Origin of the sequence: Streptomyces tirandamycinicus (assembly GCF_003097515.1) — a bacterium.
GTDB classification, from domain to species: Bacteria; Actinomycetota; Actinomycetes; order Streptomycetales; family Streptomycetaceae; genus Streptomyces; species Streptomyces tirandamycinicus.
Genome location: NZ_CP029188.1, coordinates 6674579 through 6697764, shown reverse-complemented (window position 1 = coordinate 6697764; position 23186 = coordinate 6674579). Strand labels below are relative to the sequence as shown.

Here is a 23186-nt window from a genome sequence, read left to right as displayed (position 1 = left end):
CGGCTCCCCGGCTCAGGCCGGCAGCGGTCTGCGGCCGGCCCAGGGGCGGGCCCTCTCCAGCTCGGCGGCCAGGGACAGCAGTGTCGTCTCGTCGTCACGGCGGCCCACCAGCTGTACGGCGAGGGGCAGTCCGCCCGCCGTGAACCCGGCCGGGACCGAGGCCGCGGGGTTGCCGGTGACGTTCCACAGCGCGCAGTACGCGATCATCGGCATGGCCCGCAGGGCCGCTCGCACCGTGCCGGTGCCCTCCAGCCTTCCGCCCGTGGGCGGGAGGCCGGCGATCGTCGGAGTGAGCAGCACGTCGACCCGGTCGAACACGCGGTTCGCCCGGACGGCCACCTCCTCCCCCCGGGCCATCGCCCAGCGGGTGACGGCGGGCCGGACCCAGGCTCCGAGGCGGACGGTCTCCCGGGTGCGCCGCTCCAGCCGGGCGTAGTCGTCCACGGCGAACGCCTCGGTGCGCAGTCCGGCGAAGAACTGCGGCACGAACGCGGCGGTGGGGTCGGGGTAGCGGGGGTCGACCTCCCGGACGTGGTGGCCGAGTTCGGCCAGCAGGGCGGCCGTCCGGGTCACGGCCCCGACGACCTCCGGCGCGGGCCGCACGCCCCGCGCGGCGGGCCGGGTGGACCAGCCGATCCGCAGCCGGGGCGGTTCGGCGGCCGCGGCCGCCGTGAAGGAGCCGGCAGGGGTCCCGGCGCGGAACATGTCCCCGGGCAGGGAACCGCGGATCGCGTCGTGGACGAGGGCGCAGTCCGGCACCGAGCGGGTCAGCGGACCGAGTGCCCCGAGCCCCCACCACAGGTGCGGATGCGGCGCGGTGCTCACCCGGCCGCGGGTGGGCTTCAGGCCGAACAGGCCGCAGCAGGCGGCCGGGATGCGGAGGGAGCCGCCGCCGTCGCCGCCGATGGCGGCCGGGACCAGCCCGGCCGCGACCGCGGCCGCCGAGCCGCCGCTGGAGCCGCCGGGCGAGCGGTCCGGGGACCAGGGGTTGCGGGTGTTCCCGTGCGCCGACGACTCGGTGAACGGGAAGAGGCCGAACTCGGGCATGTTCGTCTTCCCGACGATGACCGCGCCCGCGTCGCGCAGCCGGCGCACCACCTCCGAATCCGCGGTCGCGGGGCGGGTGTTGGCGGCGGTGCCGAAGGTCGTCACCCGGCCTTCGACGTCGTTCTCCTCCTTGACCGCCACCGGTACGCCGTGCAGCGGGCCCCGCTCCTTTGGGGCGGCGGCGTCCCTGCGGGCGGCTTCGGCCAGGGCCTCCTCGGCCATGACGGCGGTGAAGGCGTTGAGGGTGCCGTCGTAGCGTTCGATGCGGGCGAGCAGCAGTCCGGTGAGCTCCCGAGCCGACACCTCACCGGAGCGGACGGCCGCGGCCTGCCCGGCGACGCCCGCATACGCAAGATCGTCCGTCATGGCGGGACGGTACCCGCCGGCGCCGTCACCGATGAAGCGCCCTCGACATGTGATGCCCCTCACACGGACCCGGTGGCGCCTGACGGCCACCGGCCCCGGATCGGCCCGGGGCCGCCGCCCCCTCAGGCCCAGGTCTGCGAGTAGTACTCCCGGTAGTTCCGGCGGCCCTGGGCCGTCTGGATCCAGCGGCTGACGACCAGCAGGACCAGGCTCGCGCCGATGACGCCGACGCCGGGGGCGACCGCACCGAGCGGCCCGAGCCCGGCGGCGATGTCGGTGACGATCCCGGGGCCGGACGTACCGCCCCACGGCGGCGCGGCACCGCCCCCCGTACCCGCCCCCGGCGCCGTGCCGCCGGCGGCGGGCGCCGACGGGTCCGCCGGAGCCGCGGGCTGTCCGTCAGCACCGCCCGGCGGGGCGGGCGGCTGCCCGCTGAGCGCCACCCCGAGCGACGCCATGGCGCTGGTGACCGGCTGGAAGTAGGTGGTGCCGCCGCTGTCGCAGTCACCGGTGCCGCCCGAGGTGACGCCGAGCGCGATGCCCTGGGCGAACAGCGGGCCGCCGCTGTCCCCGGCCTCGGCGCAGACGGTCGTCTCGATCAGCCCGCCGACGGTACCCTCGGGGTAGTTGACGGTCGCGTTGAGCGCGGTCACCCGCCCGGATCGCAGCCCGGTGGTGCTGCCGCTGCGGAACACCTCCTGGCCTACCGCGGGGTCGGCCGCCCCGACGATCCGTACCCCCCGGTCCTCTCCGATGGCCACGATGCCGGCGGCGGCCGGGTCGGGCGCGGCGCCCTCGTCGTAGCGCACCAGGGAGTAGTCGCCGCCCGGGAAGCTGCCGGCGACCGTGCTGCCGACCCGGTCGTTCCGCCCGCGGTCGCCGAACCAGGTCGTCCCGACGGGCCCGCAGTGGCCGGCCGTGAGGACGAACGACTGCTGCCCGTCGGTGACGTTGAAGCCGGCGGAGCACCGGCTGGCCCCACCGAACATCGGTGCGGCACCGTTCAGCCGGGTGGTGAAGGTGCCCTGGCTGCGTTCCATCCGGACGAAGCCGCCGATGTCCTCGGCGAGTTCGGTGAGCCGCGACCAGTCGGAGGCGGAGACGGTGCGGTCGGCGCGCACCACGACCTCGTTGGTGCGGTAGTTCACCGCCCACGCCGTGCCCGGCACCCGCGGGGCGCCACGCAGGGTCTCGGTGGCCGAGCGGAGTTCGTCCGCGCTGTGGCTCACCACCTTGGGGTTCGCGCCGGCCCTGCGCACCTCGGCCGCGGCCCCCTGGTCGGTCACGGCGACCACGGGGCGGCCGTCGTCACCGATCCAGCTCCCCGCGGTCCGGGACGTCCCGAGCCGTTCGACCACCCCGCCACCCGGTGCGGCGGCCGGTGCGGCGGGGGCCGTGCCCGTCCCCGGCGCCCGGTTCTCCCCCGCCATGGCGTCGGAGACCATCAGCGAGCCGCAGACCAGCCCGCCGACCGCCGCCAGCCGGGCGATCCGCTGAAGGTTCCGTCGTGCGTGCCTCATCCGCGGCCCCAAGGTCGTATCGACACGGTGTCACCAGGTGTGCGGGGCCCAGGAAGCGCCCTTGGCCCCACCGTCTATACGCGGCCCGGCGCGCCGCCGTTCAACCGGGGTATCCATGGCCTCACGGGAGGGGGCGCCATGAGGGTGTTCGGACGGGTGAGGGCGGCCGGGGCCGCGGTGTCCGAGAGCGAGCGGGAGCTGTTCGGCGGGCCGCTGCGGTACGACATGGGCTGGGCGGAGCACGAGCGGGCACGGCTGGAGCTGTCGATGCTCAGCGCGGTGCGGGCGATGCCGCGGCTGGTCGGCGGGACGCTGCGCAGGGCCTGGCGCGCGGACCGCCCGGCACTGGTCGCCGTGGCGGTCAGTGAGATCGGGCAGGGTGTCGCCGCGGCCGTGGGTCTGCTCGCGGTGAACGCGGTGATGCACGCCCTGCTCGGCGGCGGCACGCCGACCGACCGGCTGTACGCGGCGCTGCCGGCACTGGTCGCCGTGGGCGTGGTCGGTGTCGTCAACGCGGGGCTCGCGTGCTGGTCCACGTCCCGGGCGGGCCGGCTGGAGCCGCTGGTGGAGCGGCTGGCGACGACGGAGTACCTGGCGGCGGCAGCGGCGGTGGAGATGGAGGCGATCGAGGACCCGGAGTTCCGCCGGCTCATCGACGTCGCCCAGTACGGCGCGGCTTCGGCCCGCGCGATGATCGGCGTCAGCGTGGCCGCGGTGAACGGGACCATCTCGCTGGTCGCCGCGGGCGGTGTGCTGACGGTCCTGCATCCCGCGCTGCTGCCGATGCTCCTGCTGATCGCCGCCCCGCGGGGCTGGGGCGCGATGCGGGTGGCCCAGGAGCGGTACGTGTCGGTGATGGTGTGGGTGGAGCACGTCCGGGCGGGCCGGCTGCTCGGCTCCCTGCTCACCTCGCGCAGCGCGGCGCAGGAGGTCCGGGTGCACGGGGTGGGCGACTTCCTGCTGGACCGCTACCGGGACATGGCGGAGAGCGCGGAGCGGGAGCAGAAGCGCCTGGCGACGGACAAGGCGCTGACCGAACTCGTGGCGGCGGGCCTGTCGGGGCTCGCCATGGTGGCGACGTACGCGTTCATGGGGTGGCTGATCGTGGCGGGGCACATGGAGCTGGCGGTCGCCGGCACCGCGGTGATCGCGGTCCGCTCCGGCTCGGCGAACCTCGGCGCGCTGGTGATGAACGTCAACCAGCTCCACGAGGAGGCCCTGTACGTCCACGACCACGACCGCTTCCTGGCGGAGGCCGCCCGTCACACCATTCCCGAGGGCGGAGCCGACGTGCCCGCCCGGGTGGACGAGATCCGCGCGGAGGACGTCACGTACCGCTATCCCGACCGCGCGGAACCGGCCCTGGACGGGGTGTCGCTGACGATTCCGATGGGCTCGGTCACGGCCGTCGTCGGGGAGAACGGCTCGGGGAAGAGCACGCTGATCAAGGTTCTCGCCGGGCTGCTGCTGCCCGGCAGCGGCAGCGTGCGCTGGGCGGGGGTCGACGTGGCCCGCCTCGACCGCGCCCAGCTCTTCGACCGGGTCGCGCTGCTCACCCAGGACTTCGAGCGCTGGCCGATGACGGCGGGGATGAACATCCGTATCGGCCGCCCCGGACGGGCCGCCTCAAAGGAGCAGGACCTGGCGGGCGCGGTGCGGTTCGCGGGAGGCGGCGCGCTGGTGGAGCGGCTTCCGCACGGGCTGCGGACGCTGCTGGCCCGGATGTTCCGCGGAGCGTCCGAGATCTCCGGCGGCGAGTGGCAGAAGATCGGCCTGGCCCGTACGCACTTCCGTACCGAGGGCTGCGGGGCGGACGGCCTGCTGATCGTCGACGAGCCCACGTCCGCGCTCGACCCCGAGGCGGAGATCGCCGTGTTCGACCGCATCCGGCGGCTGGCCGGCCCGCGGCGCGCGATCGTGCTGGTGACCCACCGGATGTCCGGGGTGCGCCACGCCGACACCATCCATGTGCTCCACCGGGGGCGGCTGGTGGAGCACGGCACCCACGACGAGCTGATGGCCGCCGACGGCCGGTACGCGTCCATGTTCCGTACCCAGGCGGCGCAGTACGCGCAGGGGGCGCAACGGCCCTGCGGCCCGGCCGCGGAGGTCTCCGCGACCGGTGTCCCGGCCGGGCCTCCTCCGGTGCCCGGGCCCCCGGCCGGTCAGGACCCGGCACCCGAGGACCCGGCGATCCGGCACCCGTCGCCCGCGGGTCCCGCGCCCCGGCCGTCGGTGCCGCAGGTCCGTGCGCCCCGGGGCAACGGGGCGGGGACCCCGGGCCCGCTCGGCTCCGCCGGGGCGGAGGTGGGGCCGGCGGAGCACGGGCCGCGGCCGGACCAGGCCGGACCGGCGACCGGGGCCGGTGGCCCCGAGCAGCGTCCGCCCCGTACCGGCACGCCGGGGAGTCCCGCCGGGTAGCAGGCGCCGAGGGGTGGTTCGCGGACGCGGTTCGGCGGGACGGAGGCTCCCGCGGCGAGTCCGGCGGTGCGGCGGTGCGGCGGTACGAGGGCTCCCGAGACGGTGCGGCGACACGGAGGCTCCCGCGGCGGTACGGCGGCTCCCGCAGCGAGTCCGGCGATACGGCGGAAGCGGGGTCGGGTCGTCCCCGGCGCGGGTCGGCACGAGGGCGGCCCGACCCTGGGATTCGTCGACCGGTGGCCCGACGAACCTCGGAACGCCCGTCAGGCGTCCCGGCGCCGCGGGCCGCCCTCCGCGGGCCGGTGCTGCCGCGCTCGGAGGACCGCGGCCGTCCGTGCGCACCAGTCGGCCGTCTCCTGCTCGAAGCGCAGACCCCGCAGACAGGTCAGATAGGGCCCGACGCGATCCGCCGTGGCGAGGAAGGTCTCCTCGTCGAGGTCGCCGCGCAGCCGCCGGAGGAAGCGCTCGAAGATGTCGGTCTTGGCGGTGGCCATCGCGGCCCGTTCGTCGAGCTGCTCGACCACCGGTGCCACGGGCGCACTGTCCGCGGCCTGCACCTTGACCATGAGGTCGTCCCGGATGAAGGACGGTTTCGCCGAGGTCTCCGCGAAGCGCGCCAGTTCCCGCAGCCCCTCGTCCGTGATGGTGAACAGCCGCTTCGGCGGACGGGTTTGCTGGACCACCTGGCGGCCCTCGACCAGGCCGGCCTTCTCCAGTTTCGCGAGCTCCAGATAGAGCTGCTGCGGCAGCGCGTGCCAGAAGTTCGCCACCCCGAGATCGAAGGCCTTGGCGAGCTGGTAGCCGCTGGACTCCCCGTCCAGCAGGGCCGCGAGCACCGCATGGCGCAGCGCCATGTCTCCGCCTCCCGCTCCGTGTCGTCTCCCGTTCCCGACCGTCCGCAGCCTACTCAACGGCGCGAGCGATCACGTCGTCACCCGAAGCGGCGGCCGGTGTGCCGGAGCCTCCCGTCGCCACGGGTCTCTCGCGTCGCGGCGCCCGAGGCCACGGCGGCGGCGACCGCCCGGCGTCCGGCGGTCCCCATGGGCGAAAGAGGCCGGTGAGCGGCGCGGCGGCGACCGGGCGGAAGCCGGACGGAAGCCGGACGGCGCGGGGCTGTGCCACCATGCCGCCGCACCGCGCCACGGGGATGTCCGGGCGTCCGGGTCGACGAGGCGCGGGCGCCGGGCACTTCGCCTGCCCGGCGGACACCGGGGAGTGCGGGCGGCGCCCCGGGTCCGTCGCACGAGCCGTACGGTCATCCCTTGTGCCGACCGATGCACGGGGGTTCCTTTTCCGCCATGTTGGCGCGTACTGTGCGGATCCCCGGCACCGCCCGCCGGGGATACGCGGTGCACCTCCCCCCTTGCGCACCGCCGCGAGACCCCGCCCGCATCCGCCCGGCGGGGCCTCGCCACGTCCCGCCCGGGCACCCCCTCGGACGGTGTCCCGCCGCGAGGCGCCCGGCGCTCCGCCCCGCCGGGCGGGCACCAACACCCCTTCACCGAAACCGCCCTGACGGTTCCGCCGTCAGGGCGGGACGCCGTGCAGGACGTCATCCCGACCCGCTGATCCCTTCGACGCCGCGCCCGGCGAGCCCCGCCGGTGTCACCGGCCGGGGAGCCGTCGCGGTCGCGTCACCCGGGCCGCCGCCCGGGCGTGCGCAGGGGGCGCGCAGGGGGTGCGAGGCCGACTCGGCCGACCAGACGCAGGAAGCCGACGAGGCATACGAGGCCGGCGGGACATGCGAAGCCGACGAGGCATACGAGGCCGGCGGGACATGCGAAGCCGACGAGGCGTACGAGGCCGGCGAGGCGGCCACGGTCACCCGGGACTCGGTCCTCGTCCCGTTCACCGTCACCGCGAGTACGGCCGTCCCCGGGCGGAGTCCGGTGAGGCGGCCCGTGGACGGGTCGTACGCCGCGACGTGCCATGGTCTGGCGCGGGCGGGATCGCCGACGTACAGGTGGGGCGACCCGCTCCAGTCGGTGCTCACCGGGAAGCGGGCGGGTACCTCACGGGCGCCCGGGCCCTGGCCCTGCCGGACGACGGCGGTGACGGGGGCCCCGGTCCCGGCCGGTACCGAAGCGGGGGCGTCGAGGGTGAGCCCGTCGACGTGCGCGCGGGCCTGGACGGTCACCCAGTCGGGTCCGCCGGTCCACGGCAGGTGCCGCGCCACCGCCTGCTCGGCGGGTGACACCCGGTCGACGCCGACCAGCGACCATCCGGTGAATCCGCCCTCGTCCGCCGGAGTGGACGGCGTCTTCGCCGAGTTGCCGTTGACCAGGTACGGGACACCGTCGACGCGCTCCGCGTGGAAGGTGCCGACATGGGCTCCGACGAAGGCCGCCCCCTTGCCCGTCGACAGGCGGAAGGCGGACAGCCAGCCCTCCAGCAGCGCCGCCTCCTTGCGGTCCGCGAGCCGGCTGCCCTGCTGCGGTGTGGGGTCGCGGGGCGGCACGTGCTGGACGACCAGCACGGAGCCGACGCGCGGATCGGCGGCCGCCGCGTCCAGTTGCGCGCGCAGCTCCCTGATCTGAGCGAGGCCGCCGCCGCGCAGCCCGAGGCTGGAGGTGTCGAGGGTGATGAACCGGGTGCCCTTGTGGTCGAACGTGCGCCGGGCCGGCCCGAACTCCGCGACGAAGTCGTCGATCCCGCCGCCCATCACCTCGTGGTTGCCCGGTACGTAGTACCAGGGCGGCCCGCCGCCGAGTTCCTCCTCCAGGACGGTGCGGGCGAACGCCAGGTCGGCCGGTGACCCCTCGTCGACCAGGTCGCCGTTGACCACCACGAAGTCGGGCCGGGCCGCTCTGATCTCCCGCAGGGTGCGGCGGGCCTGGGCGACGGCCTGGCTGTCGGGGCTGCGGGCCACGAACTGCGCGTCGGACAGGACCGCGAAGCGCCAGTCCCGGCTCGCGGTCTTCGCGGCGGTCCCGACCAGCGGGTCCCGGTGGACCGGCCCGGCGGGCAGCGCCACCGGGGGCGGGACCATCGCCGTGAGCTCGTCGAAGACGACCCGGCCCCGGTACGAGCGGGTGGCGGCGGTCTCGGCGAGGTAGACGCGGTGGACCCGCAGGGGGTACGAGACGCCGGCGGGCACCGCGAACTCGACGTGCCGCCACCCCGTCCAGGTCACATACGGTCCCCGGAGCAGCTGGTCGGAGCCCGCCTGGTCCTTCAGGTGCAGGGTCGGCCAGGCGCCGTTGCCGTCGCCCTTGACCCAGAGCCCGAACGACTGCGGCTGGCCGTCGACGGGGATCTGCGCCGGCGGATGGGCGTAGGCGGCGCGGGTGGCGGTGGACTGGGTGAAGTCGTAGGCCATGTCCAGGCCGGTGCCGGTACGGCCGTCGGCCGTGGGCGCGACCGAGCCGGAGGCACGGGCGGCGGTGAAGGTCCAGCGGCCCGCGTCGTCGAAGGAGGCGACCTGGTGGGCGGCCAGCCCGACGGTGACGGCGACGACCGTGCTCCTGCCCGCCACGGTCGCCGTGACACGGCCGGCCACGGGCTCGGCGGTGCGCGCCCGGACGGTGAAGCCCTCGGCGTCCGGGGCGATGTCGAAGAGGGAGCGGTCGTAGTCGAGCCGGACGTCGGAGGGTTCCACGGGGGCGCTGGTGCCGTGCGCGTCGAGGCCGAGGACGCCGAAGCGCCCGGACGCCTGCGCGTCGGCCAGGCCCACCCGCCGTACCGAGGGCCGGATGCGGTCCAGTTCGCCGAGGACGGTCAGCCGGATGACTCCGCGGGCACTCCCCCGCCGCGCGATGACGTCCGTGGAGCCGCTGTGCCGGGCGGTGAACACCCCGTCGGGGCCGGCCCGTCCGGCCAGGGGGTTCCTCGCGTACCAGTGTGGCGCCCCCTCGGCGGGTCCGTAGGTCTCGTCGTACCCGGCGGCGGTGAGGCGGCGGGTCAGGCCGGGGAAGACCCGTTCGGGGTGACCGCCCCGGACCGGGTCGGCGGTGGGCGCGGCGCCGGGGTCCATGGCGGTCCCGACCCGGTAGCCCCTGAGCTCGCCGCTGCCGTCGGGCGCGGTGAGGGCCAGGCCGTTGGGTACCGGCCGTTCGGTGCCGTCGGACGGGCTGTTCTCCACCCGCATCGTGTCGCTGCCCGGCTCGCGGGCGACGAGGGTGGAGGAACCGCCGCCGTCGAGGTTGACGGCGTTGTGGGCCCCCTCGCGCCGCATCATCAGGCCGAGTTCGGTGAGGGTCACGCCGCCGCTGTCGGCCTGGCGGCCGTCGACGGTGAGGATCCGCATGACGGCGCCGTCACGGGAGAAGCCGACCGCGGTGCGGGGGGCGGCCGGGTTGTTGCCGCCGCCCTCGTGGTCGACGGGTTCGCCGTCGAGCACGAGGAGTTCGCCCGCGCCGATCGCGGTGCGCGGGACCTCTCCGGTCGCGGCGCGCGGGCGGTACTCCCAGCCGACCGGGTCGCCGACGGCGAGCGCGGTGAGCGCGTCCGCGCCCGCGTCCCGGCCGACGAGCACGGTCGCACCGGGCGGCACCGGGCCCTTGCCGGGCGGGCCGGCCGCTGCGGTCACCTTGCCGTCCGCGACGGCGACTTCGGCGGCGCGGCGCGCCCCGTCCACGGTGAGGGCCCGGTCCGCCTCGCCCCACTGGGCGTTGTACGCGCCGACGCCGTTCGCGGGGACGTCGGCCGCGTTGAGGGCGGCGAGAGGGCGGGTGCCCGCGGGAAGGGTCAGGGTGCCCTCGAAGTACAGCTGGAGGACCCGGCCGGCGTCCCCGGGGCCGACGCCGACGGCCCGGTTGCGGCCGGGGGCGGGCGAGTTGACCAGCCGGCCGTCGTGCAGGGCGATGCCGCTGGGCGCACCGGTCTGGTTGATGTCGAAGAAGTCCCCGTTGACGGCGGCGACGGTCCGCCGCCCGGGTCCGGGGTCGTGCTCCGCGGCCATCCGGGACACCGTCTGCCGGGCGGCGACCTTGCCCGGGTGGAGGTAGTCCACCCGCGTACCCCGGGTGAGGTCGACGGAGATCGTGTCGACCCGGAGCCAGGTGTCCGACTCCAGCCGGTCGTACGAGCCGAGTTCGACGCCGGGGGCGAGCGGGCGGCTGGTCCGGGCGGTCTCCAGCCCGTCGCCGTCGGCGATGGTGAAGGTCCCGAGGTCCGCCGGGCCGGGGTTCCCGTGCTCGCGGTCCGCCTGGCGGGCGGCCGGTGGGGAGACCGGCCGCAGCATCTCGGCCGCGGTGCGCGGGAGGGGTTCGGGTGGGGGTGCGGACCCGGCGGCGGCGGGCCCGGCGGCGCCGAGTGCCAGGGCCGAGCACATCGCCAGGACTGTCGTGGATCTCCTGAAACCGGCTGAGGGCACGGCGACTCCCGTGAAGGCGGGTGGTCACGCGCACCCGGTGCGCACGTGACGACGCTTCAGCATCGCGGCGCAAGTGACGCCTTGCCAGTAGGCGTTGACGCCATCGGGGAGAACAGGACGGTCGCCGTGGTTCACCGGTGGCCGGAACCCCGCCCCGGCGTTCCCGGGGGCGGCGGGCCGTCACGGGAAACGCGCGGCGACCCAGCGGGATCGGGGGGCCGAAGGCAGCGCGGGGGCCGACCGGGTACGAGGGGGCCGAGGGGCAACGAGGGGGCCGACCGGGTACGAGGGGGCCGAGGGGCAACGAGCGGGAACGACAGGGGCGCCCCCGCATCCGCCGCGGTGGCGGGGAGACAGGGGCGCGGATCAGCCGTGGGGAACCTGCGGCGGGCGATCGGGCCCGGGTCCGCCCCCGGGAAAGCCCGCGGCGGCCGCGGCTCAGTAGGCGGAGTCGACGTTGTCGATGGAGCCGTAGCGGTCGGCGGCGTAGTTGGCGGCAGCGGTGAGGTTGGCGACCGGGTCCGTCATATCGCGCTCGGTGCCGTCGACGTGGTAGGCGTCGAAGGTGGGCTTGATGACCTGCAGCAGGCCCTTGGACGGGGTGCCGTTCTGGGCGTTGACGTCCCAGTTGTTCTGCGCGTTCGGGTTGCCGCCGGACTCACGCATGATGTTGCGGTGCAGACCCTCGTAGCTGCCCGGGATGCCCTCGGACTTCATCACGTCCAGGGCCTCACGGATCCAGCCGTCGAGGTTGTCCTTGTACTGCTTCTGCCCCTTCTTCGCCTTCTGCTCCTTCTTCGCCGGAGCCTCGGCCGCCACAGCCCCACTGGTCGCGAGGCCGGCCGAACCCTGCTCGACGGCGTGCGCCGGCGACGGGGCCAGCGTGAGGGCCGCTGCCGCGGCACCCGCGGTGGCGATGCCGGCGACGGAGAGCTTGCGGAGGCGGGCGATGCGGCCGGCGGTGGACTGCGTACGAACGGTCATGCGGGGGACTCCCATGATGGACTGCGTGGGGAGGAACCGAAGGGCGGTTCGGCAGAGCTGAGCGTTCGGCGCGGGATGGCGACCCGCTCGGCCCGGCACTCACTCCCCGGAACGTCAGCCATCGTGGAGGGTCCCCCCGACCGAACGCAAAAATGTGACGTACTACCGCTCTACGGAGAAATGTCCGATTTCATGGCGGAAGGGCGCTATCCGGAGGTCGCCCGCCACCGACCACCACTATCGGACATAGGACGTGACGCACCTCCTATGTCCGGCATCACACGGCGCCGGAGCCTCCGGCACTCATGGTCACCCCGGGTGCCCGGACAGTCGCGCACCGGCGCCGCGGTATAGGCGGATCGGCACGGACCGGTCACACACCGTCGCGGCAGGGCGAAGGGCGGCGCCCGGCTCACCGGAGGTGCCGCCCGAGGCCTGGGGCCGGGTGCGGACCGGGGCTGCGATGCGGGTAGGCCGAGCCGTGAACCGGGTCGTGGACCCGGCCCCGCGCTCATGGAACCGCCGCAGGGCAGGGGCGAAACACCGGGGCCCGGTCATATGACGATCCGACAGATGCGGCAGGATGAACCGTCGCGCCGGACGGATCCGAACGGCCGTGCGCGGCGCGCAGCTGCATTCCCCGACACGCACAGGTGGCTCGTGACGACACTTCACATCCCGTCCGGAGCGGCAGACACAACCGCCCGCACCCCCTCCCCCGTACCGGGAGGTGCGCGGTGACCCGTGCCCTCACCCTGCACGACCTGATCGTCGCCGGTATCGCACTGGCGGCCGGCACGGCGGCCGCCCTGCTGCTCCGGGTGATCCTGAGATGGCTCGGGGTACGGGCCGGGAGAACGAAGTGGAGCGGCGACGACATCATCGTCGACGGGCTGCGGACGATCGTCCCCTGGGCCGCGCTGACCGGCGGCGCGGCGGTGGCCGCCTCGGCGCTTCCGCTGACGGCCCGGGTCGGGCGCAATGTGACCCTGACCCTGACCGCGGTGCTGATCCTGGCGGCGACGGTCACCGCCGCGCGGGTCGTGGCGGGCATGGTGAGGGCCCTGGCGCAGTCCAGGTCGGGCGTCGCCGGCTCGGCCACGATCTTCGTGAACATCACCCGCGTCGTCGTGCTGGCCATGGGCTTCCTGGTGATGCTGGAGACGCTGGGCGTCTCCATAGCGCCATTGCTCACGGCGCTGGGCGTCGGCGGTCTGGCGGTGGCGCTGGCCCTGCAGGACACCCTGGCCAATCTCTTCGCGGGCGTGCACATCCTCGCCTCCCGCACGGTGCAGCCGGGCCACTACATCAAGCTCAGCAGCGGCGAGGAGGGCTACGTCGTCGACATCAACTGGCGCAACACCGTCGTGCGTACGCTCTCGGACAACCTCGTGATCATCCCCAACACGAAGCTGTCCGGCACCAATATGACCAACTACCACCGTCCCGAGCAGCACATGTCACTCAACGTGCAGGTGGGGGTCGGGTACGACAGCGACCTCGAGCATGTCGAGCGGGTCACGACCGAGGTCGTGAAGGGCGTCATGGCCGATGTCGAGGGCGGCCTGCCCGACCATGAGCCCCTCGTCCGTTTCCACACGTTCGGCGACTCCCGGATCGGGTTCACGGTGATCCTCGGCGTCGGCGAGTTCAGCGACCAGTACCGGATCCGGCACGAGTTCATCAAGCGGCTGCACCGGCGCTACCGGTCGGAAGGCATCAGTGTGCCCGCGCCCCGGCGCATCGTCTCCGTGCACCAGACGGAGATCCCGCAGCCCGAGTTGCCGATCCCCGGTCCGCGCCTCGCCACCGACGCGATGACCACGCCGGTGAACCCGACGCCGCCGGTGTGACGCCGACCGCGGGACGCGGATTCCGGTGACCCCGGCGGGCGGCAGGGGTCACCGGAGGGTTCCGCGGGCAAGAGGGTTCCGCGGGCAACCCGTCGCTCAGGCGCGGTCCACGGCGTCCCGGTCCCGCAGTGCCTCGGGATCCGCCAGTGCCTCCCGGTCCGGCTCCGCACCACGATCCACCACCAAGTCGCGGTCCACCGAGTCGCGGTCCACCGCATCGTGGGCCGCCAGCGCCTCCCGGGCTTCCGCCGCGTCCCGCGGCACCTCCCGGTCCGGCCCCGCGTCGCGGGCCGTCACGGATGCGCCGGCCGGACCATGGGTGACCGGACCATGGGTGACCGGCTCCGGAGTCCGCCGTACCGCCGGAGCCGCCCCCGACGGTTCACCGGGCCCGGTCAGCCGGCTGAGGCGGGCGGCGAGGGGCTCGGTGTAGCGGGCGGTGAGGGGGCCGACGACGACGAGGATGAGGACGTACGCGGTGGCGAGCGGGCCCAGTGCCGGTTCGATGCCGGCGGTGACGGCCAGGCCGGCGATGACGATGGAGAACTCGCCCCGGGCCACCAGCGTGCCGCCCGCGCGCCAGCGTCCCCTGACACCGACCCCGGCCCGCCTGGCGGCCCAGTAGCCGGTCGCGACCTTGGTGCAGGCCGTGACGACGGCCAGGGCGAACGCCGGCAGGATGACCGGCGGGATGCTGGCGGGGTCGGTGTGCAGGCCGAAGAAGACGAAGAAGACGGCCGCGAACAGATCCCGCAGCGGGCTGAGCAGCGTGTGGGCGCCCTCGGCGACCTCGCCGGACAGGGCGATGCCGACGAGGAACGCGCCGACCGCGGCGGAGACCTGCAGTTGCTGGGCGATACCCGCGACCAGCAGCGTCAGCCCCAGGACGACCAGCAGCAGCTTCTCCGGGTCGTCGCTGGAGACGAAGCGCGAGATGACCCTGCCGTAGCGCAGCGCCACGAAGAGCACCACTCCGGCCACACCGAGGGCGATCGCGAGGGTGATGCTGCCCGCGGCGAGGCCCACCCCCGCCAGCAGGGCCGTGACGATCGGCAGATAGACCGCCATCGCCAGGTCCTCCAGGACGAGGATGCTCAGGATCACCGGCGTCTCGCGGTTGCCGATCCGCCCGAGGTCGCCCATGACCTTGGCGATGACACCGGAGGACGAGATCCAGGTGACGCCGGCCAGGACCACCGCCGCCACCGGCCCCCATCCGAGCAGCAGCGCCGCGACGGCGCCGGGCACGGCGTTGAGGACGAAGTCGACCAGCCCGGCCGGGTACTGGGTCTTGAGGTTGGACACCAGATCGCTGGCCGTGTACTCCAGGCCCAGCATCAGCAGCAGCAGGATGACGCCTATCTCGGCGCCGATCGCGACGAACTCCTCGCTCGCGCCGAGTGGCAGCAGCCCGCCCTCGCCGAAGGCCAGACCGGCGAGCAGGTAGAGCGGGATCGGGGAGAACCGGAAGCGGCCGGCGACACGGCCCAGCAGGCCGAGGCCGAGGATGATCGCACCGAACTCGATCAGGAAGAGGGCGGAGTGCACGCGGGTCACTCCCGTCCGAGGAGGGCCGCCGCCGCCTCGACGCCCTCACGGGTACCGATGACGATGAGCGTGTCGCCGCCCGCGAGGCGGAAGTCGGGCGCCGGCGACGGGATCGCCTCCGCCCTGCGCAGCACGGCCACCACGGACGCGCCGGTGTCGGTCCGCATCCGCATCTCGCCGAGTACCCGTCCGTTCCAGTGCGAGTGGGCGGACAGCTCGATACGCTCCGCGACCAGTCCGAGGTCCGTGGTGTGGAGCACGGTGGGGCTGTGGTGGTCCGGCATCAGCGCGTCGATGAGCGACGCGGTCTCCGTCGGCGAGAGGTGCAGGGACTGGGCGCAGGCGTCGGGGTCGTCGGCCCGGTAGACGTTCACCGTCCTGGTGCCGTCCCGGTGGGCGATCACCGACAGATGCCGGTGTTCACGTGTGGTGAGGTCGTACTGGACACCGATGCCGGGCAGCGGCGTGGTGCTCATCCGTGAGGCAGGCACGGCCCATCCCCTCTGGTCTTGCGGACTGATGTGCGTACCGCGGCGCCGGCCCGTTCCGTCCGGCACACGCGGCGAGGTGCCATGCTGCCATCTCGCCGCGGGACTCGAACACGGTGCCGGAGGGCGGGGACGTGCGGCGGCGGCCCGGTGAGCCGCCGAGGAGCCGCCGAGGAGCCGCCGATGAGTTCCGGGAGGACCGCGGAAGCCACCGAGGAGTCCCGGAAGACCGCAGGAGCCGCCGCTGAGTCTGAGGGACCCCGGGGAACCGCCTAGGCACGGACCCGGGTGGACGGGGTGGTTCGGTTCCCGGCGCGGGTCAGGGCGCGGCGGCAACGGTGAGGGCTCACATCGCGGGACCGCAGGGGGTGGGGCCTGCCGCCATTACCGGCCCGTTTCCCCGGTCGTACGTTCCGCTCAACCCGGGGGCTGCGCAACGGCGTCCGGCTCCCGTACCGGGTCACCGAGGTGCGGCCGCCGCTCCCGTCCAGCCGAACGACGAAGGCGGCGCCATGAATCCACCTCCCAAAGGCTTCCTCACCGTCAGGCCCCGGCCCGTCCGCGGGCGCGCGGGTCGTCCGCCACGCCCGCTCGCCCGGACGGCCAGGGGTGTGCTCCTGTCGCTGTTCGCCCTCCTCGTGGCGCTGCTGCCCGCTCCGGCGCAGGCAGCGAGCCTGACGGAGGTGACCGGCTTCGGCTCCAACCCCGGCGGTCTGCGGATGTTCCGGTACGTCCCCGACGGGCTGCCGTCCGACCGGCCGCTCGTGGTCGCACTGCACGGCTGCACCCAGTCGGCCGCCGCGTACGACGACGAGACGGGCTGGACGCGCTGGGCCGACACTTGGGGCTTCGCGCTCGTGCTGCCGCAGCAGCGGTCCGCCAACAACGCCAACTCCTGCTTCAACTGGTTCCAGTCGGGCGACTTCTCACGCGGCCAGGGCGAAGCGCTGTCCGTGAAGCAGATGGTCGACCGGATGGCCGCCGACCACGGCACGGACCGCTCCCGGGTGTATGTGACGGGGCTGTCGGCCGGTGGTGCGATGACCGCCGTCATGGCCGCCTCGTACCCGGACGTCTTCGCCGGGGCTGCGGTCGTGGCCGGTGTGCCCTTCGACTGCGCCCGTACCGTCGCCGCGGCGTTCGGCTGCATGAGCCCGGGTTCCGACCTCGGCGCACGGCAGTGGGGCGACAAGGTCCGGGCGGCGTACCCGTCCTACCGGGGCCCGTATCCGGTGATGGCCGTGTGGCACGGCACCGCCGACGGCACCGTGGCTCCGAGGAACATGACCGAGCTCGTCGAGCAGTGGACCGACGTGCACGGGACCGACGCGGTCGCGGACGCCGAGGGCACGGTGCAGGGGTATCCGCACAAGGTGTACCGGGACGGCGGCGGCCGGGCCGTGGTGGAGTCGTACAGCCTGACCGGCATGGGGCACGGTCAGCCCGTCGATCCGGGCAGCGGGGAAGCCCAGTGCGGGACCGCCGGCGCCTATGTGCTGGACGCGAACATCTGCGGCTCCTACTGGATCGGCCGGACCTGGGGACTCGGCGCTCCCGACGGCGGCGGCACGCTTCCCGCTCCGTCCGCACCGGCGGTCACCGCAGTCGGGGACTCGTCGGTCTCCCTGACGTGGGGCGCCGTGTCGGGTGCGGCGTCGTACCGGGTCCTCCGCGACGGGGCCGTGGCCGGCACGGCGCCGTCGACCTCCTTCACCGACTCCGGCCTCTCCCCCGGTACGACCTACACGTACACCGTCTCGGCCGTGGACGGGGCGGGCGCCGCAGGCGCACCGTCGGCTCCGGTGCAGGCCACGACGACCGGCGCGCCTCACGCCTGCCACACCGACAACAACTACAACCATGTGGCCGCGGGCCGTGCCCATCAGATCCAGGGCACGGTCTACGCCAACGGCTCCGGGCAGAACATGGGTCTCTACAACGTCTACGTCACCCACACCCTGGAGGAGACCTCCCCCGGCTACTTCGTGATCGCCGACTCCGGCTGCCCCTCCTGACCCGGATCCGCCCCGGCGGCACGGCCGTCGGGGCAGTGGGCACCCGGTCGTGTCCGCCGGCGACCGGTGCCCACGCGGCCATGGTGTGTGACGCTCGCTTCCCCTGACCGCCCGCGCCTTTCCGCTCCACGCATGGTGTAGCCGACTTGCGCCGTGCTGCCCGGTTGCCCTCAGCCAGTGCCGGGAGAACGCCGTCGTGTCCCATCGAGGACGTCTCAGGGCAGCGGCGTCCCCCCTGTGGCGTTGAGGATCTCGGCCGTGATGAAGCGGGCCCGGTCGGAGGCGAGGAAGACATATGCCGGCGACATCTCCACGGGCTGAGCCGGCCTGCCGAGCGGAGACTGCTCACCGAATTCCCGGGTGTCGGGCATCGTCGCCGGGATCAGCGGCGTCCACACCGGCCCCGGCGCGACGGCGTTCACCCGCACACCGTCCTCGGCGACCATCCGGGCCAGCCCTTGGGTGAAGGTCACGATCGCGCCCTTGCTCATCGCGTAGTCCAGTAGGTGCGGACTGGGCTTGTACGCCTGCACGGAGGTGGTGTTGATGATGCTGCCGCCCCGGGGGATGTGCGGCAGGGCCGACTGCGACAGCCAGAACATGCCGTAGAGGTTGGTCCGCATCACCCGGTCGAACTGCTCCGTCGAGATCGCGCCGATACCGTCCGGCTGCGACATCTGATACGCGGCGTTGTTGACCAGGACGTCGATGCGGCCGAACTCCTCGACGGCCCGTTCGATCAGGGCCCGGCACTGGGCCTCCTCACGGATGTCGCAGCTCACCGCCACCGCCCTGCGGCCCGCCTCCTCCACGAGCCGGGCCGTCTCACGGGCATCCCCCTCCTCCTCCGGGAGATATGTGAAGAGCACGTCGGCACCCTCGCGCGCGTAGGCCAGTGCGACAGCCCTGCCGATGCCCGAATCGCCGCCGGTCACCACCGACGCGCGGTCCTGAAGCAGGCCGTGTCCCACGTAGGACGACTCGCCGTGGTCCGGGGGCGGATCCATGGGCCCCGTCCATCCGGGATGGGCCTGCTTCTGATCAGGGAATTCCGGCTGCGGGTGAGCGGTGACAGGGTCGCGCCGCTCGGGATTCCTCGCTGCCATGACGTTCATCCTCTCGAGTCGTACGAGCCCTTCCCGGTCGCCTCACGGACGGACGCATACCGGCGGGAGCATGCCCGGCTCGTCGCGCTCCCGGGGCACCCGGCGGTTGCCCCGGTATCAGGGCGCCAAACCGCCCACGGCCGTCCCGGCCCGGTATGACGCCGAACGGGCGACGGTGGGTACCCGGCGTGAGGCCCGCGGACGCCGGCGGAAGAGATGACCAAGAGAACCGGGCGGCCCGCTCGCCGCGAGGCGTCCGGCCCCAGAGGCAGTTCCGTCGATACCCGTGCGGCGCCTCGCCGCGCCCAGACGACCTGGAGCAGATTCCGTGCACCGAGACGCCCTCCGCATCTATCTCAACGACCACCTCTCGGGCGCCACGTCCGGGGTCGAACTCGCCCGGCGTATCGCCCGCACCCACCGTTCGTCGCCACGCGCGAGCGAACTGCGACGGCTCGCGGACGACATCGCCGAAGACCGCGAGGCGCTGCGGGAGCTGATGGGGATCCTCGGCATCCCGCCCCACCGGTACAAGATCTACTCCGGCTGGGCCATGGAGAAGGCCGCCCGGCTCAAACCCAACGGGCGGGTACTGCGACGCGCGGGGCTCAGCACGATCCTCGAACTGGAGGCCCTCCGCATGGGCATCCAGGGGAAGTACATGCTGTGGCGCGCCCTCACACCGGTGGCGCGACTGACGGAAGGGATCAGCACGGCACGGCTGGACGAGCTGCTGGACCGTGCGGAGAGCCAGCTGGCCACGGTGGAGGACCTGCACCTGACCGCGGCCGAGACGGTTCTCAGCCGGGAGGGATCCTGAACGGTGCGGGCGCCGGCGCACGGGCTCCCGATCCGGTCGGTGTCGGGCAGTCCACGGCGCGGGCCCGGCCCGTCAGCCGTCACGCGGCAGGAGCGGACCGAGCGGGCCCAGATCGATGTTCAGATCCTCCGGCCGCAGCCCGAACTTCTCGAGCAACTCGTCCATCCGCTCGTCGAGGAGCATGAGCGTGAGTCCGATGCGCTCTTCCTGCTCCTCGGTGAGGTCGCCGGTCTCCACCCGGCGCAGCGCCTGCCGCTCCATCAACTGCCGCAGCAACTCCACCACGGTGAGCACCAGTTGCGCGAGATCCCGCTCCACGGTGTCGGGGTCGAGGTCCACCTGCCGTCCGCTCATGCCGTACCCCCGGGGTGCTCGTGCGTGCCGGAGCCGCGACCGTCCTCGAAGGGCGAGCCGACCGCGGGCCCGACCGAGCAGATCAGCGCGTTGAGGTCGACGCGTACCAGGTCGACGTCCGCGATCCGCAGGGTCAGGTCCCCCTTGATCACCACGCCGCCCGCAAGCAGCCGGTCCAGCAGATCGACCAGCGCCAGCTGCCGTTGCGCGAGCGGGCCGGTCTCCGCCGTCGCCGTCCCCGCGTCCCGGCGCCCGGCCGGTTCCACCGCGGACGTCACTTCGCTCCGCCCCCCTCGATGCCCGGCACGGCCGTGGTGTCGGCGAAGGAGTACGGGGCCCACGGCCCGGTCAGCTCCACGCGGACGCCGGTTCCGGGCGGCGTCAGCCGCCGCACCTGGTCGGCGAACGCCTCGCCGTTCTCGCGCGGCACCAGATAGGCGGCGTTGAGGACGTTGCCGCGCGCCGCACCCGGCAGTCGCGGGTCCTGGGGCCGGTGCACCCGCTCGGCCTCCGCGTACCGGGAGAGCTCCGTGTGCAAGGCGCGGGAGACGGCGTCGGCCTGCGCCCAGACCCCCTCCGCGGCGTCGCGGCGGCGCATCCGCTGCTTAAGGTAGTCACGGCCGGTGGCGGGGCGGCCACCCTGCGGACGGCCGTCATCGCGGGCACCGGGGTGACCGGCGTCCACGGGGGCGACGCGATCGGCCCGGACGTCCCGGGCGCCCGGGGGCCCGGGCGGGTCCTCGCTCGCCCGAGCGTAGACCTTGACCCCCCATTCGACCCGTCCGTCGAGCCGTTCCAGGGCCCGGGTGAACTCTTCGCGGCCGGAGTCCAGCAGCCTCCGGACCCCGTCGTCGTCCAGGCACACGGTCACCAGCCGCAGCGGCAGGGGCGTGATGACCGCGTTCAGCGCGCTCACCACCGCGTCGTGGCCCCGCGCGGTGTCGGCGAGCCAGTCGAGGTCCTCCAGCCGTGCGCGCAGCGCGGCGTCGGAGAACTCCTCGGCCGGCACGTCGCTCAGTACGGCGAGGAGCCCGTCGTGTGCGAGCGGCCTCGCGGGGGCACCGGCGACGCCCCGCGGTCCCGCGTGCAGGGTCGCGCCGGCACCGTCGAAGGGCCGGGTCACGGCGTACACATAGCGCACTTCGGTCATGCGGTATCCGCCTCCAGGGCCGCGATGCGCTGCCGCAGCCGCTCGTTCTCATCGGCGAGTTCGCGCCTGCGGGCTCCGGACGACAGGGAGGGGTCGTCCTCCCACCAGTCGATCCCCATCTCCTTCGCCCGTTCTACGGAGGCGACGACGAGACGCAGCTTGATGGTGAGCAGTTCGATGTCGAGCAGGTTGATGCGGATGTCGCCCGCGATGACGATGCCCTTGTCGAGCACCCGCTCCAGGATGTCGGCGAGATTGGCTCCCGATCCGCCGGAGCCGTAGGGGTCCGGGAACCGGCTCGGGGTGGTCATGGGTGTCCTCCGGTCCCGGCCTCGGCGCGGGCCGTCTCGTGGTCGTCCGTCCGGTGGTCGTCCGTCCGGTGCCCGTCCCGGGCCGCCGGGTCGTCGTGGTCCGCCAGGTCGTCGTGGTCCGGATCGGGCCCGGCGTGATGACGCCGCTCCCCCATCGCGGTACGCCGGGCGAAGCCCGTGAGGTCGAGGCGTGCCCGGCGGCCCGGCGCGCCCAGCAGGGCGCCTGCCCGCCCGCCCAGCCCCCGCGGGTGGTACTCGGCGACCAGCAGGACCCGGGTGAGCGTGTCCCCGACGGCGTGGAACGTCACCACGCCGTCGACGGTCCCCTTCGACCCCCGGGAGCTCCAGACGACACCGGACTCGTCCGACGCCTCCTCGTCCCGGACCCCCGTCGCGAAGGCCGACAGGGGGTCGTGACGAGACCACAGGTCGTAGGCCCGGGACACGGGCACGCCGACGTCGACGGACTCCACCACGACGACGGGGCCGCGGTCGCCTCCGGCGCGGGGCACGCCTCTCGCGACACGGTCGGCGATGCCCTGCCTCAGGCGGGAGCCGGCCGTCTCCAACACCGCGCGCACGGGGGTCCTGCCCTGCGAGAGCCTGCGTGCGCCGTCGAGGGCGAGCCCCGCGAAGCCGGGGCTGCGGCCTTCCGCGATGTCCTGCAGCGTGACCACGGCCTCGCCGAGCCTCCGGCCCAGGGAGGAGAGCAGGTACTCGGTGCGGGCTACGGCGTAGTCGCGGAGTTCGTCCTTCACCCGCGCTACCGCCTCCGGGTCCACGGCCGAGAGCAGGCCTCCGGTGCCTCTCGCGTCAGCCATCGGAGCGGCCCTCCCGTGCGGCGGCACTCTTCGGAGCCGCGGTGGTGCGCTTCGCCCGCGGCGTCCTCTTCCGGGAGGGCGCCGACCTGCCGGAGGAGGATTGTCCGGACGTGGTCCTCTTGGCCGTCGCCTTCTTCGCCGCGGACTTCTTGGCCGTCGTCTTCCTGGCGGTGGTCCTCTTGGCGGCGGACTTCTTCGCTGCCGTCACGGGGGACATCTTGTCGGCCGCGGTGCCGTCCCCCGTCGAGGCCATGGACTTCCCGGCGTCCGGGTCCGCGTCCGGATCCCGGTCCGCCTCCGCGACCTCGTCCTCGTCGCCGTCCAGGTCCAGGTCCACGTCCTCGTCCTCGTCGGACTCGACCGCCTCGTCGAACTCCCCGTCGAGGTCGCCGTCAGGGTCGTCGTCGAAGTCGTCCTTGAGTTCGCCTTCGAAGCCGCCGTCGACGTCCTCGTCCGGGTCGCGGCGCTCCCCGGGACCAAGCCGGCGGTCGGCCCCGTACACCCGGTCCCGGACATCGAGTGTGCGCTCGCGCAGACCGTCCGCCAGCACGGTGAGCCGGCGGTTGACGACGGCGCCGACCGCCGCGCCGCCGACACCCCTCAAGTCCTCGCGCAGTTGGTCGCCGATCTCCTTGAACTGCGTATTGCTCCGGAAGGGATGGGAGATCACCCCGGCCAGCGCGCGTGGACCGAGGCCGAGCCGCCTGCACACCACCACGGTGCCGACGGCCACCGCGAGCCTCGCCTTCCTGGTCCGCCCCAGCACATAGCCCGCGCCGACCGCGAGCCCCACTGCGAGCCCGTTGTTCATCGTGCCGCCGTCCCTCTGCTCATGACGCCCCCGCCGCCTTCTCCAGCCGGTCGAGGAGTTCGTCCTCGCACCGGTCGAACTCCTCCTCGCTGATCTCGCCCGCCTCCAACCGACGCTCCAGCTGTGCGAGTTCGCGCCGGATCGTGGAAGGGTCGTAGTACCGCCGCTCCGCCTCGTCGGCGACCTGCCGGAGCACCCAGAAGGTGCCCCGGACCGGCGCCGCGGGCAGGAGCAGCAACTCGCCCAGCAGTCCCATG

The 23186-nt window shown here is 74.0% G+C and carries 19 protein-coding genes; 4 read left to right on the top strand and 15 right to left on the bottom strand.

Annotated elements, in window-relative coordinates:
- Positions 1 to 12 precede the first annotated feature (12 nt).
- Positions 13 to 1413: an amidase gene (locus DDW44_RS28920; protein WP_108908324.1), complete on the bottom strand. Its 1401-nt coding sequence runs from the start codon at positions 1411 to 1413 to the stop codon at positions 13 to 15.
- Between the two features lie 122 nt (positions 1414 to 1535).
- Positions 1536 to 2933 carry a S1 family peptidase gene (locus DDW44_RS28915; RefSeq protein ID WP_108908323.1) on the bottom strand — a complete coding sequence of 466 codons (1398 nt, stop codon included), beginning with the start codon at positions 2931 to 2933 and terminating at the stop codon, positions 1536 to 1538.
- Between the two features lie 138 nt (positions 2934 to 3071).
- On the opposite strand from DDW44_RS28915, the gene DDW44_RS28910 reads away from it, so the two are divergent.
- On the top strand, positions 3072 to 5354 hold the full coding sequence (locus DDW44_RS28910) for an ABC transporter ATP-binding protein (RefSeq protein WP_108908322.1): 2283 nt from the start codon (positions 3072 to 3074) through the stop codon (positions 5352 to 5354).
- A gap of 263 nt (positions 5355 to 5617) precedes the next feature.
- Here the strand turns inward: DDW44_RS28910 and DDW44_RS28905 are convergent, their stop codons facing one another.
- The 3 genes from DDW44_RS28905 to DDW44_RS28895 all read right to left on the bottom strand — a co-directional run bounded on the left by DDW44_RS28905 (position 5618) and on the right by DDW44_RS28895 (position 11652).
- Positions 5618 to 6208: a PadR family transcriptional regulator gene (locus DDW44_RS28905; RefSeq protein ID WP_018890469.1), complete on the bottom strand. Its 591-nt coding sequence runs from the start codon at positions 6206 to 6208 to the stop codon at positions 5618 to 5620.
- 698 nt (positions 6209 to 6906) lie between these two features.
- Positions 6907 to 10626, bottom strand: a complete 3720-nt coding sequence (locus DDW44_RS28900; protein ID WP_108908321.1) for a phosphodiester glycosidase family protein — start codon at positions 10624 to 10626, stop codon at positions 6907 to 6909.
- Between the two features lie 480 nt (positions 10627 to 11106).
- Entirely contained in the window at positions 11107 to 11652 is a 546-nt protein-coding gene (locus DDW44_RS28895; RefSeq protein ID WP_017948581.1) for a transglycosylase SLT domain-containing protein, read from the bottom strand.
- Between the two features lie 737 nt (positions 11653 to 12389).
- On the opposite strand from DDW44_RS28895, the gene DDW44_RS28890 reads away from it, so the two are divergent.
- The gene (locus tag DDW44_RS28890; RefSeq protein WP_017948580.1) at positions 12390 to 13505 is read left to right on the top strand and encodes a mechanosensitive ion channel family protein; all 1116 of its coding nucleotides are present in this window, start codon (positions 12390 to 12392) and stop codon (positions 13503 to 13505) included.
- 96 nt (positions 13506 to 13601) lie between these two features.
- Here DDW44_RS28890 and DDW44_RS28885 read toward each other — a convergent pair whose 3' ends face one another.
- Positions 13602 to 15053: a cation:proton antiporter gene (locus DDW44_RS28885; RefSeq protein ID WP_108908320.1), complete on the bottom strand. Its 1452-nt coding sequence runs from the start codon at positions 15051 to 15053 to the stop codon at positions 13602 to 13604.
- 5 nt (positions 15054 to 15058) lie between these two features.
- A complete protein-coding gene (locus DDW44_RS28880) occupies positions 15059 to 15529 on the bottom strand; it encodes a cation:proton antiporter regulatory subunit (protein ID WP_017948578.1) in 471 nt (156 codons plus the stop codon).
- A 623-nt stretch (positions 15530 to 16152) separates the two neighbouring features.
- Between DDW44_RS28880 and DDW44_RS28875 the strand changes: the two genes are divergently transcribed.
- The gene (locus DDW44_RS28875) at positions 16153 to 17556 is read left to right on the top strand and encodes an extracellular catalytic domain type 1 short-chain-length polyhydroxyalkanoate depolymerase (RefSeq protein WP_108908319.1); all 1404 of its coding nucleotides are present in this window, start codon (positions 16153 to 16155) and stop codon (positions 17554 to 17556) included.
- A gap of 215 nt (positions 17557 to 17771) precedes the next feature.
- Here DDW44_RS28875 and DDW44_RS28870 read toward each other — a convergent pair whose 3' ends face one another.
- Positions 17772 to 18662 (bottom strand): SDR family oxidoreductase, encoded by an 891-nt coding sequence (locus tag DDW44_RS28870; protein ID WP_026281754.1) that lies wholly within the window; start codon positions 18660 to 18662, stop codon positions 17772 to 17774.
- 328 nt (positions 18663 to 18990) lie between these two features.
- On the opposite strand from DDW44_RS28870, the gene DDW44_RS28865 reads away from it, so the two are divergent.
- The gene (locus DDW44_RS28865; RefSeq protein ID WP_027734714.1) at positions 18991 to 19482 is read left to right on the top strand and encodes a hypothetical protein; all 492 of its coding nucleotides are present in this window, start codon (positions 18991 to 18993) and stop codon (positions 19480 to 19482) included.
- Positions 19483 to 19554: 72 nt separating this feature from the next.
- On the opposite strand, the gene DDW44_RS28860 is transcribed toward DDW44_RS28865, so the two are convergent.
- The 7 genes from DDW44_RS28860 to DDW44_RS28830 form a co-directional block, all read right to left on the bottom strand.
- Positions 19555 to 19836 (bottom strand): gas vesicle protein K, encoded by a 282-nt coding sequence (locus DDW44_RS28860; RefSeq protein ID WP_026281753.1) that lies wholly within the window; start codon positions 19834 to 19836, stop codon positions 19555 to 19557.
- Positions 19833 to 20033: a gas vesicle protein gene (locus DDW44_RS28855; RefSeq protein WP_212766175.1), complete on the bottom strand. Its 201-nt coding sequence runs from the start codon at positions 20031 to 20033 to the stop codon at positions 19833 to 19835. Before DDW44_RS28855 ends, DDW44_RS28860 begins: the two co-directional genes overlap by 4 nt.
- 77 nt (positions 20034 to 20110) lie before the next feature.
- The gene (locus DDW44_RS28850; RefSeq protein ID WP_108908318.1) at positions 20111 to 20986 is read right to left on the bottom strand and encodes a GvpL/GvpF family gas vesicle protein; all 876 of its coding nucleotides are present in this window, start codon (positions 20984 to 20986) and stop codon (positions 20111 to 20113) included.
- Positions 20983 to 21297: a gas vesicle protein gene (locus DDW44_RS28845; protein ID WP_018890458.1), complete on the bottom strand. Its 315-nt coding sequence runs from the start codon at positions 21295 to 21297 to the stop codon at positions 20983 to 20985. The genes DDW44_RS28850 and DDW44_RS28845 overlap by 4 nt, the downstream gene beginning before the upstream one ends.
- Positions 21294 to 22118, bottom strand: coding sequence for an SRPBCC family protein (locus DDW44_RS28840; RefSeq protein WP_108908317.1), 825 nt, complete (start codon positions 22116 to 22118; stop codon positions 21294 to 21296). The genes DDW44_RS28845 and DDW44_RS28840 overlap by 4 nt, the downstream gene beginning before the upstream one ends.
- Entirely contained in the window at positions 22111 to 22929 is an 819-nt protein-coding gene (locus tag DDW44_RS28835) for a hypothetical protein (protein ID WP_108908316.1), read from the bottom strand. Before DDW44_RS28835 ends, DDW44_RS28840 begins: the two co-directional genes overlap by 8 nt.
- A gap of 19 nt (positions 22930 to 22948) precedes the next feature.
- Positions 22949 to 23185: a gas vesicle protein GvpG gene (locus DDW44_RS28830; RefSeq protein WP_017948568.1), complete on the bottom strand. Its 237-nt coding sequence runs from the start codon at positions 23183 to 23185 to the stop codon at positions 22949 to 22951.
- Position 23186 lies beyond the last annotated feature (1 nt).